The sequence below is a fragment of the Psychrobacter immobilis genome (assembly GCF_904846225.1).
In the GTDB taxonomy this organism is placed as follows: domain Bacteria; phylum Pseudomonadota; class Gammaproteobacteria; order Pseudomonadales; family Moraxellaceae; genus Psychrobacter; species Psychrobacter immobilis_F.
Map to the genome: position 1 here is coordinate 103487 of NZ_CAJGZJ010000008.1, position 10474 is coordinate 113960.

Annotated in this window: 7 protein-coding genes and 1 tRNA gene; 7 read left to right on the forward strand and 1 reads right to left on the reverse strand. The window is 43.0% G+C overall.

Going from position 1 to position 10474, the window contains the following annotated elements:
- Nucleotides 1-147 precede the first annotated feature (147 nt).
- The 7 genes from JMX48_RS07700 to JMX48_RS07730 all read left to right on the forward strand — a co-directional run bounded on the left by JMX48_RS07700 (nt 148) and on the right by JMX48_RS07730 (nt 9484).
- Nucleotides 148-1326 (forward strand): acyl-CoA desaturase, encoded by a 1179-nt coding sequence (locus JMX48_RS07700; protein WP_201536308.1) that lies wholly within the window; start codon nt 148-150, stop codon nt 1324-1326.
- Between the two features lie 238 nt (nt 1327-1564).
- Complete coding sequence (locus tag JMX48_RS07705; RefSeq protein ID WP_201536278.1) at nt 1565-3031, forward strand: protein adenylyltransferase SelO; 1467 nt, start codon at nt 1565-1567, stop codon at nt 3029-3031.
- A gap of 320 nt (nt 3032-3351) precedes the next feature.
- Nucleotides 3352-5676 (forward strand): NADP-dependent malic enzyme, encoded by a 2325-nt coding sequence (locus JMX48_RS07710; RefSeq protein ID WP_201536281.1) that lies wholly within the window; start codon nt 3352-3354, stop codon nt 5674-5676.
- Nucleotides 5677-5830: 154 nt separating this feature from the next.
- Nucleotides 5831-7042 (forward strand): tRNA nucleotidyltransferase, encoded by a 1212-nt coding sequence (locus JMX48_RS07715; RefSeq protein WP_201536283.1) that lies wholly within the window; start codon nt 5831-5833, stop codon nt 7040-7042.
- Between the two features lie 33 nt (nt 7043-7075).
- Nucleotides 7076-7882 carry a pteridine reductase gene (locus tag JMX48_RS07720; RefSeq protein WP_201536285.1) on the forward strand — a complete coding sequence of 269 codons (807 nt, stop codon included), beginning with the start codon at nt 7076-7078 and terminating at the stop codon, nt 7880-7882.
- Nucleotides 7883-7978: 96 nt separating this feature from the next.
- Nucleotides 7979-8055, forward strand: a tRNA-Ile gene (locus tag JMX48_RS07725).
- 172 nt (nt 8056-8227) lie between these two features.
- Complete coding sequence (locus JMX48_RS07730; RefSeq protein ID WP_201536287.1) at nt 8228-9484, forward strand: tyrosine-type recombinase/integrase; 1257 nt, start codon at nt 8228-8230, stop codon at nt 9482-9484.
- A 91-nt stretch (nt 9485-9575) separates the two neighbouring features.
- Here the strand turns inward: JMX48_RS07730 and JMX48_RS07735 are convergent.
- Nucleotides 9576-10474, reverse strand: an 899-nt coding sequence (locus tag JMX48_RS07735; protein ID WP_201536289.1) for an IS3 family transposase, incomplete at its 5' end; no start/stop codon positions are given.

Sequence of the window (10474 nt, forward strand, 5' to 3'; positions counted from 1 at the left end):
GCCAGCATTCAAGTCACACGTTTTAAAATGCGTTTTGATGAGAATAATAAGACGAAAGACTCACTCAATGAGCAACCTGTTGCCAAACGCAACTATGCTGCTGTTGAGGGTCAAATCGATGAAGCTTCTAAAGAAGAAATCATTGATATGCGTGAGTTTGAGTTTACGAAGGCACCGATCAACTGGATTCCAGCGACTATCTTGGTAGCCACGCCTATTGCTGCTGCTATTATTGCGCCATGGTATTTACTTACCCATGACGTCAGTGCGCCAGTATGGGGCGTATTTGGCGCTTTCATGGTTTGGACCGGTATCAGTATCACAGCTGGTTATCATCGCCTGTTGTCGCATCGTGCCTATAAAGCACATCCAGTGGTAAAAAACTTTTTATTACTTGGTTCTACCCTAGCGGTGCAAGGTTCTGCATTTGATTGGGTATCTGGTCACCGTACCCATCATCGTCACGTTGATCATCGTTTAGACGATCCGTATTCAGCGAAGCGCGGTTTTTGGTTTAGTCACATGGGTTGGATGCTGCGCAATTATCCTAGTGGTAAATTTGACTACAAAAACATCCCTGATCTGACTAAAGACAGAACGCTACAAATTCAGCATAAATATTATGGTCTGTGGGTAGTGGCATTGAACGTCGGTATGGTTGCTGCTATTGGGTGGTTACTTGGTGATGTATGGGGAACGTTGGTCATCGTTGGCTTGTTACGTTTGGTCTTGACGCATCACTTCACTTTCTTCATTAACTCTTTATGCCATATGTTTGGTACGCGCCCATATACCGACACAAACAGTGCTCGTGACAATTTCTTCTTAGCGCTTGTGACTTGGGGTGAGGGTTATCATAACTATCATCATTTCTTCCAATACGATTATCGTAACGGTGTAAAATGGTGGCAATATGATCCAACCAAATGGTTGATTGCTGGTTTATCGAAGTTTGGCTTAACCACTGAGCTACGTACGGTTGATGATACGACCATTAAACATGCTGAAGTACAAATGCAGTTTAAAAAAGCACAGCAAGAGATTGATACAGCGACAGTCGGTGATATTGACCTTCCTCATGCGATGAAATCTTTCCAAGATCGTATTAAGTTCGAATATGATGCTTTCACTCAGACAGTTGAAGAATGGCAAGCACTAAAAGCGAAAACCATTGAGCTGAAAAAGACTGAGTTTGCTGATCGTCTACATGAAGTTGAAGACATACTAAAGCATGACTATGCCAAGATTGAGCAAAAAATACTTGAGCATAATAGCAACTTAAAGACAGCGTTTCGCTCTATTGGTCATAACGCAAAAGCGGCTTAAACGCTGACTGCTTCTTTATAACATCGCTCGTCTATTTTAATGGTTCTCCTTCCCTCTATCTGCAACAGATAGAGGGATTTTTTTGTCTATGATTTTATAAAAAACTCCAATCATAATTCTTTAGTTAAAACAGTTAAATGAGCGTAGATTACAAGAGACGGACAGAGTGAAACGATGCTCTATGAAGGCTATGCTATAGTGAGTTTATCAATCTTATTATTCAATCGGAGCAGCTTATATGCGTTATCAGAATACTTATGCCAATTTGGACACACGCCTTTATCATGAGCAGCAGCCAACGCCATTAGACAATCCACGCGCTGGTCATTTCAATGAGCAAGTGGCCCAGCAGTTAGGTTGGACAGAAGACGAAGAACTGATGGACCGCTGGGTTGAAATTCTTGGTGGTCAATACGTGCCTGATACATTCAAACCTTTGTCTATGGCCTATGCAGGGCATCAATTTGGACAATGGGCTGGGCAACTGGGAGATGGACGCGGCTTATTAATGGCACAAGTGCTAGATAATGACGGGCAGCCACAAGACTTACATCTCAAAGGCATTGGTTTGACGCCTTACTCACGAATGGGCGATGGGCGCGCGGTCTTACGTAGTACCATTCGTGAATATCTATGTGGTCATGCGTTGACCCAACTTGGCATTCCCTCTTCTAATGCCTTAGGATTTGTTGTGTCTGACACAAAAGTGCGGCGCGAGCGTATGGAAGCCGGAGCTGCATTGATGCGCGTGGCTGACAGCCATATTCGCCTTGGTCACGTCGAGTGGATTGCCAGCTTTGCGCCTGATGTGCTTGGTGAATTTACCGACTATATGATTGATACTTACTATCCTGAGTGCCGTGATAGCGAGATGCCCGTATTAGCGTTTTTGACCGCAGTGGTTGAACGTACAGCGCGTATGATAGCCGACTGGCAATTGATTGGTTTTGCACATGGTGTCATGAATACAGACAACTTATCTATCACTGGTAGCACGTTGGACTTTGGTCCATTTGGTTTTATGGAAAGATTTAACCCCGCTTGGATCAACAATCACTCTGACCATACAGGACGCTATGCTTATCAAAACCAGCCTGCTATCGGTCATTGGAATCTTAATGTCTGGTTGCCACATTTTATGCGCTTAGAAGGCGTTACTCGTGAGACGTTGGCTGACTGCTTGGCACCCTATGAAGCGACCTTTATGAAGCATTATCAGCAAGGGCTGTGCCGTAAGCTTGGACTGCCACATGAAAAAGAAAGTTTAACCTTGGCCTTTGAGTGGTTGACGCTGCTAGAGGACAATTCACTTGATTATACCAATAGCTTTAGGGCGTTATTGGGTCTGGTCGCACCAGACGAGCATCCTTATGAGCAGCATCTATTAGCAACCATGACGATGGAGCTCGATCAGCAGGCACAAAAGGTGTGGCAAGATTGGTCAATATGTTATTTGGCACAAATGGAACTCGTCTCTTTTGAACAAGCCATCAATGACATGAGAACCAATAATCCTGTTTATGTTTTACGTAACAGTATGGCGCAGCGAGCTATCACTGCCGCTGAACAAGGCCAGTTTGATGAGGTAGATCGAGTATTCAAGTTACTCTCTGACCCTTATCGTGCACAGGATATTGCTATTGATTTGGATATTGCAGCGCCTGAACTTAATGCAGCGCAAATGCCGATTAGCTGCTCTTCTTAACAACCCCACTATTTTGTAATATTTTGAAATATTATTAAATTAAGGTTGATATTTAGTCCTACTCTTTGGCATTATCAACTAGCTAAATGATGAATATCATTTTGATATATTATTGGTTCAATTCACTACGGTTGTATAGGCAGTGAATTGCCAATAATGCTAAAATAACCGTCGTTACTAGACAGTTTTTTGATCTGATATTTAATCGCTGATCATTGCTTTTCCAATGTCACCGTTCCCTTTGATTCTTCTCATTCAGTGATCTTTCGAGGGTGTGGCATATTTTATCACCATTTAATTTTCCAACCATGGCAATTATTATGAATGACGATACTACTTTGAATACGGATAACCTTAGTACGGAACAAGAGCAGTTTGAACAAGCTGCCCTACATTATCATGAATTCCCACGCCCAGGTAAAATCTCAGTTACCCCTATTAAACAGCTGGCTAACCAGCGTGATTTGGCACTCGCCTATTCTCCAGGTGTTGCCGTGCCTTGTCTTGAAATCCAAAGAGACCCAACGCTCGCAGCCAAGTATACGGCACGTAGCAACTTAGTCGGTGTCATTACTAATGGTACTGCTGTACTAGGTTTGGGTAATATCGGCCCATTGGCCTCAAAGCCTGTGATGGAAGGTAAAGGCGTTCTATTCAAAAAATTCGCAGGTATCGATGTTTTTGATATTGAAATTGCCCAAAACGATCCAGATAAGTTCATCGAAGCCGTTGCTTCTCTTGAACCGACTTTTGGTGGCATTAACTTAGAAGACATTAAAGCACCAGAATGTTTCAAAATTGAGCGCGAACTACGTGCGCGCATGAATATTCCCGTGTTTCATGATGATCAACATGGTACCTCAATCATCGTCGCAGCAGCGATGCTCAACGCGTTATTGATTACTGGTAAAAAAATTGAAGAGATCAAAATTGTTTGTTCTGGCGCAGGCGCCGCAGCAATATCTTGTCTCGATATTATTTGCGCCCTTGGCGTTGATAAAAACAATGTCTTTGTCTCAGACTCACGCGGCATCATTACTACCAATCGTGAAAACCTTGATGAAACCAAGCAACGCTATGCTCGTGATACCACTGCCACTGCTATCGAAGAAGTGATGGATGATGTCGATATGTTCCTAGGGCTATCCATGCCAGGCACATTATCAGAAGATATGGTTCGTCGTATGGCAAAAGACCCTATCGTCTTTGCCCTTGCCAATCCAACGCCTGAAATTATGCCAGAATTGGCACATGCGGTACGTCCAGACGTTATTATGGCAACAGGTCGCTCGGATTACCCGAACCAAGTCAACAATGCCCTATGCTTCCCTTATATTTTCCGCGGTGCATTAGATGTTGGTGCAACCACGGTTAATGAAGAAATGAAAGTGGCTTGCGTCAAAGCAATCGCTGCTATGGCACACGTTGAGGCCACGCCAACCACCAGCGCTAGAAATATCGAAAAAATACAAAGCTTTGGTCGTGACTACTTGATCCCAGGTCCTCTAGAGCCAAATCTAATCATTGAGATTGCTTCTGCTGTCGCTAAAGCTGCGATGGATTCAGGCGTTGCAACCTTACCTATCGATGATCTTCAAGCTTATCGTCAGCGCCTGTCTGAGTTTGTTTATAACTCAGCGTTCGTCATGAAGCCTATTTTTGCTCGTGCCAAAGCAGATCCAAAGCGTATTGTTTACTGTGAAGGTGAAGACCATAATGTATTGCTTGCGGTGCAAGTCGTTGTCGATGAGCAGCTGGCCTTACCTATTTTGATTGGTCGCCCTTCAGTTATTGAAGCCAATATTGAAAAATTAGGCTTGCGTCTAAAAGAAGGTGTGAGCATCACTATCGTCAATCCAGATGATGATCCTCGCTACAAAGACTACTGGCAGGGTTATTATGAGAAAAACAAACGCAGTGGTGTCAGTATTGAAGTAGCTCGCCGTGATGTACGCCGTAAAACCACGTTAATTGGTTCATTGCTGGTTGATAATGGTGATGCAGATGGTATGGTTTGTGGTACGTTTGGTCATTATCCGTTGCACTTAGAATACGTACAAAATGTCATTGGCAAAAAAGAAGGCGTTAACGATTTTTATGCCATGAATGCCGTATTGATGCAAGATCGCAACATCTTTATCGCTGACACTTATGTGCATGAAGACCCGACTGCTGAACAGTTGGCTGAAATGACTGTCTTGGCTGTTGACCAGTTATGCCGATTCGGTATCACGCCACGCGTTGCTCTCGTATCGCATTCTAACTTTGGTGCTTCAAATCGTGCCAGCGCTGTCAAAATGCGTAAGGTTCACCAGTTATTGACGGATATGAACGTAGACTTTGAATTCGAAGGCGAGATGCAAGGTGATTCAGCGCTGAATGAAACGATTCGTCTGAATAATATGCCATCAAGTCCGTTAAAAGGTGCTGCAAACCTGCTCATCCTACCAACACTTGATGCATCAAACATTGCCTTTAACCTACTTAAAACAGCAACGGGTAGCGCCTCTATTGGTCCTATCTTGTTAGGGACTAGTAAACCCGTTCATATTCTAACGCCATCAGCGACCGCCCGTGGTATCGTCAATATGACAGCGCTTACGGTGACGGAAGTTCAAGATTTAGAAGCTGAATCTCAGCAGTAGTATCAGCGTGTTATTAGGCCCTTCACTATAATTTATTTATAGAGAGGGTCTGCTATACTAAAACCAGTCAACGACATTCAAAGAGCGTTGACTGGTTTTTTTTGGTCAGTGCACATTAAATAAGTAAAAATTGAGTCAGAAGAAAGAGAATATTATGCAAGTTTATCTCGTTGGTGGTGCCGTACGTGATCACCTGTTAGGGCGTCCTATCAAAGATAAAGATTTCGTCGTCGTTGGTGCCACTGTGTCATCAATGCTTGACGCAGGGTTCCAACAAGTCGGGGCAGATTTTCCGGTATTTTTGCATCCTACCAGCCATGCAGAGTATGCATTGGCACGTACAGAACGCAAACAAGGCTTAGGTTATCAAGGCTTTAGTGTTCATGCCAGCCCTGATGTTAGCTTAAAAGACGATCTACAGCGTCGTGATTTGACTATCAATGCCATGGCAATAGAAGTTGTGAGTCTAACGGATGACGCCCCTATTAGCGGTGAAGTGATTGATTATTATGGTGGACTGGCTGATATAGAAAATAAAACCTTGCGACATGTCTCAATGGCGTTTAGCGAAGACCCACTAAGAGTGTTGCGAGCGGCGCGCTTTTATAGCCGTTATTATGATCTGGGATTTACTATCGCTGACGAAACCTTGACGTTGATGCGTCAACTGGTCAGCTCGGGCGAACTTGCGCATTTGAGTGCCGAGCGTATTTGGCAAGAATCAAGCCGTGCGACCATGCAGCTATCACCTCATGTATACTGGCAGCAACTGTATGAGATTGGCGCGCTCACAGAGTATTTTGCCCCATTAAATCAGGCGTGGACTGACGATCATATACGAGAAACCGTGCAAACTGCATTGTACTTTGCAGCTCAGATGAAACTAAACTTATCACAGCGTTGGGCCTTATTAATGACCAGCCTTCATCCACCTTTATTTCATCTGCCTTATACAGACTTACCATCTAATGACTTAACGGCTGTCAAAAGTATCAATGAAATAGGTAATACGGCTAAGGTGCCAAAAGCACAAACTCAATTTGCCAAGCTATTCGTGCAACAGGCCGAAAAGCTGATTGCCATAAACAGTCTGAGTGCTGCTGAAAAAATTGACCTCATACAGGCCTCGGGTGCTCATAAAGAGCCTGACAAACTCTCACAACTACTGGTAACCAGCCACGTCTTACAGCTGGCAATACAGCACCGTCAGATGATGATAGCGTTAGGCAGCTTTCATGCTATTGGTATGGAAGACATTCAGCCCGATCTAAAAGGCCCAGCAATTGGTGAAGCGTTGCGACAAACCAGAATTGAGCATTTACAAGCGCACGATATGTCCTTAAAACCATCTAGAAAAGTGGTCTAAAAATAATATCTTAACGTATATTAAAGTTTAACTATGAATCAAAAATCTAATCCTTCTCAGCCAATTAACACTCACGATTCAGTGATGCTCGTGACTGGCAGTGCTAAACGCATTGGTGCAGCCATTATTAAAGCCGCCCATCATCAGGGCTACAGAGTCATCATTCACTGCCATCATAGTGAGCAAGAAGCAAATACCCTAGCCGATCAGCTTAATGAAAATCGGGCAGATAGCGCCGCCGTTATCGTTGCTGATTTAAATATGGTTGAGAACCCTACGGCATTATCCGAATTTGTCGCAAAGATCATAAACACTTTTGGTCAACTAGATGTCCTAGTACACAATGCGTCGCGATTTTATCCAAGTCCGCTTGGCAGTATTGAAAACGGACAATGGAATGAATTATTTCTGACCAATGCAAAAGCGCCTTTATTATTAAGCCAAGCGCTACTCCCTTACCTTAAGCAGCAAAAGGGCTGTATTATTAGCCTACTAGATATTCATGCGCACGATAAGCCGTTTAGCAATTATACTGTCTATAATATGGCAAAGGCAGCTCATCGTATGATGGTACAGTCTCTAGCACTGGATATGGCACCAGAGGTACGTGTCAATGGTGTCGCACCTGGCGTCAATATTTTACCAGAAGCTGACAGCGATCAAGCCCTTGATGATGAGCAACAACAACGTATTATCGACTCAATTCCCATGCAGCGAATCGGTCTGCCTGATGAGATTGCTCATAGCGTGCTTTATCTTATACAAGCCCATTACGTCACTGGCGAGATCATCACCGTTGATGGTGGTCGCAGTCTTACCTTGGCTGGCGGTCATGTTTAAGATAAAAATAACGCCTTATAAGAAAATAACTTAATTACTTCCCATCTTTTACTTGAAAAATTAAAAAAATCAGGTATGATTGTCCGTCTAACGTTAGGGCCCATAGCTCAGTTGGTTAGAGCAGAGGACTCATAATCCTTTGGTCGTAGGTTCAAGTCCTACTGGGCCCACCAAATTTAAACCCCGCAAACGCACTGTTTACGGGGTTTTTTGTTGTCTGGAGTTTATTGCTGGCTAGTATCAAATACCATAACCCCTCTCTGAGTATACTTTGCGTATACTTTCTATTATTAACGTTATCGCTTATCATGATTAGTAACCAAACTCATGAAAGGCATACCAGTCATGGCTAAAATAAAATTCACAAAGAAATTTATCGACAGTCTTGAATACTCTGACAAGACAGTTATCTATCAAGATGAGGTCGTAAACGGCTTTGCTGTGCGTACTAATAAGACATCAAAGAGCTATCTAGTTAATAAGCGCATCGATGGCAAATTACAGCGTAAAGTTTTCAGTGACTGCTCTCATATAACGCTCCAAGATGCCCGTGACAGGTCAATGTCTATCATAAGCGACCTTATGCAAGGGATTGACCCATTCGACAAGCCAGCGCCAGAATTTACCGCCCCTACACTAAGAGAAGCCTATGCTTACTACTTAGCAAGTAAGCCAGATCTCAAGGGCTCGTCTATTAAGTCTTATAATCGTCAGATAAATAGGAACCTAGAATGCTGGCTAGATATTTCTATGAATGACATTATGCAAGGCGATATCACTGATAAGCATTTAGAGTTAAGCAAGCATAGCTTATCTCAATCGAATGGAACATTTAAAGCGCTTAGGGCGGTATGGAATTTTTCACGCCTCAGTTTTTTAGATAAAAATGAAATGCCAATCATTAAACCAAACCCCGTTGAGATGCTGACTGCTAAAAAGGCGTGGAATACAGTTAAGCCGCGCACTAGACATCTGAATGAGGATGTTATGGGTCATTACGTAAAAGTGCTGGTAGATTTTAAGAGTGAGGATTTTCACAATATGATGCCACATAGCAATAATGCCCGCGATATCATGCTGCTATTTTTATTTACAGGAATACGCGCCAACGAGGGCTATACTTTGCGCTGGGATAGTATCGATTTGAAGCACGGTACTATAACTATTTTAGATACAAAGAATAGCGATACTTTGAGTGTGCCGCTTGGCAAAGTGATGGTAGCCATGCTCAATAATCGTCATAAGTACAAACAAGATGAGCCGTGGTTATTTCCCTCAAGGGTAAAAGACTGTGATAGCAATCTGACTGGTATATCAAAGCAATACACGAATATTGGTAAGCTGGCAGGTATTCATATCACACCTCACGATCTAAGAAGGACATTTTCAACAGTAGCAGATGCTCTGAATTTTAATATGTCAGTCATTAAGAGACTGATTAATCACAGGGAATCAAGATCATCAGATGATGTGACGTTGCAATATATCCAAGTCAGTCAAAAAAGATTGCGGGCTGCTATGAATGATATTGAAGTATTTATATTCAATGAGGCTGGCATGACTCAAGATGAAGTTATTGAAAGGATTTACCATATCTATTAGGTCAAGCCAGACTTTATGTAATAAGAAATACCCTACTTCTTATATAGCAATTTGAACCGCCCCGACTTTATCGGAGAGTGATTTACTTGAGTCAGGCAGCGATGCCTGACAGGGTTAAATTATCATAATACCGCTTTTCAAAATCAAAAGGTGACACATAACCAATCGTACTATGCAGTCGTGTTTTATTGAACCAGTCTACCCACTCAAGGGTTGCCAATTCAACATCGTTCACACCAGTCCAGTTCTGCTTTAAATAATGAATCACCTCAGACTTGTAAAGCCCATTGACCGTTTCAGCCAATGCATTGTCGTATGAATCGCCTGTTGTACCAACAGAAGCAATCACGCCAGAGTCCGTCATTTTATCAGTATAGCGAATAGATAAGTACTGAACCCCTCGATCACTGTGATGAATGACATCTTTGGGATAGTTTCTATCTGCTATTGCTTGGTTTAATGCCGCCATCACCATATCTGTGTTCATACGATTAGAGACTTTCCAGCCCACAATAGCGCGGGCAAACACATCAATGATAAAAGCAGTATAGACCCAGCCACTCGTTGTCTTGATATAAGTAAAATCTGCAACCCACAGCTGATTAGTACCATGGGCATTACATTTACGATTGACCAAGTCATCAGCACGCTTTTGGTCGTCACGGCTGTTGGCGGTGATCTTGCCCTTACCGCGCCAGATGCCTTGCATACCATACTGCTTCATTAACCGCTCTATAGTGCAACGAGCCACCTTTAACCCATCCGCTTTCATCTGCTGCCATACTTTACGCGCACCGTAACGGCATTTGCTGTCCTGCCAGATACGTTTAATCTCGCTGATGTAAAAGTCTTCATGTTGACTGCGCAGTGAGCGTTTTTCAGGGTAGCTCTCCAAGTCTTTAGCACGGTGATAGGTTGATGGGGCAATCGGTAATACTCTACAGATCAGCTCGACCCCATAATTATTCTTATGATCGTCGATGAATTGAA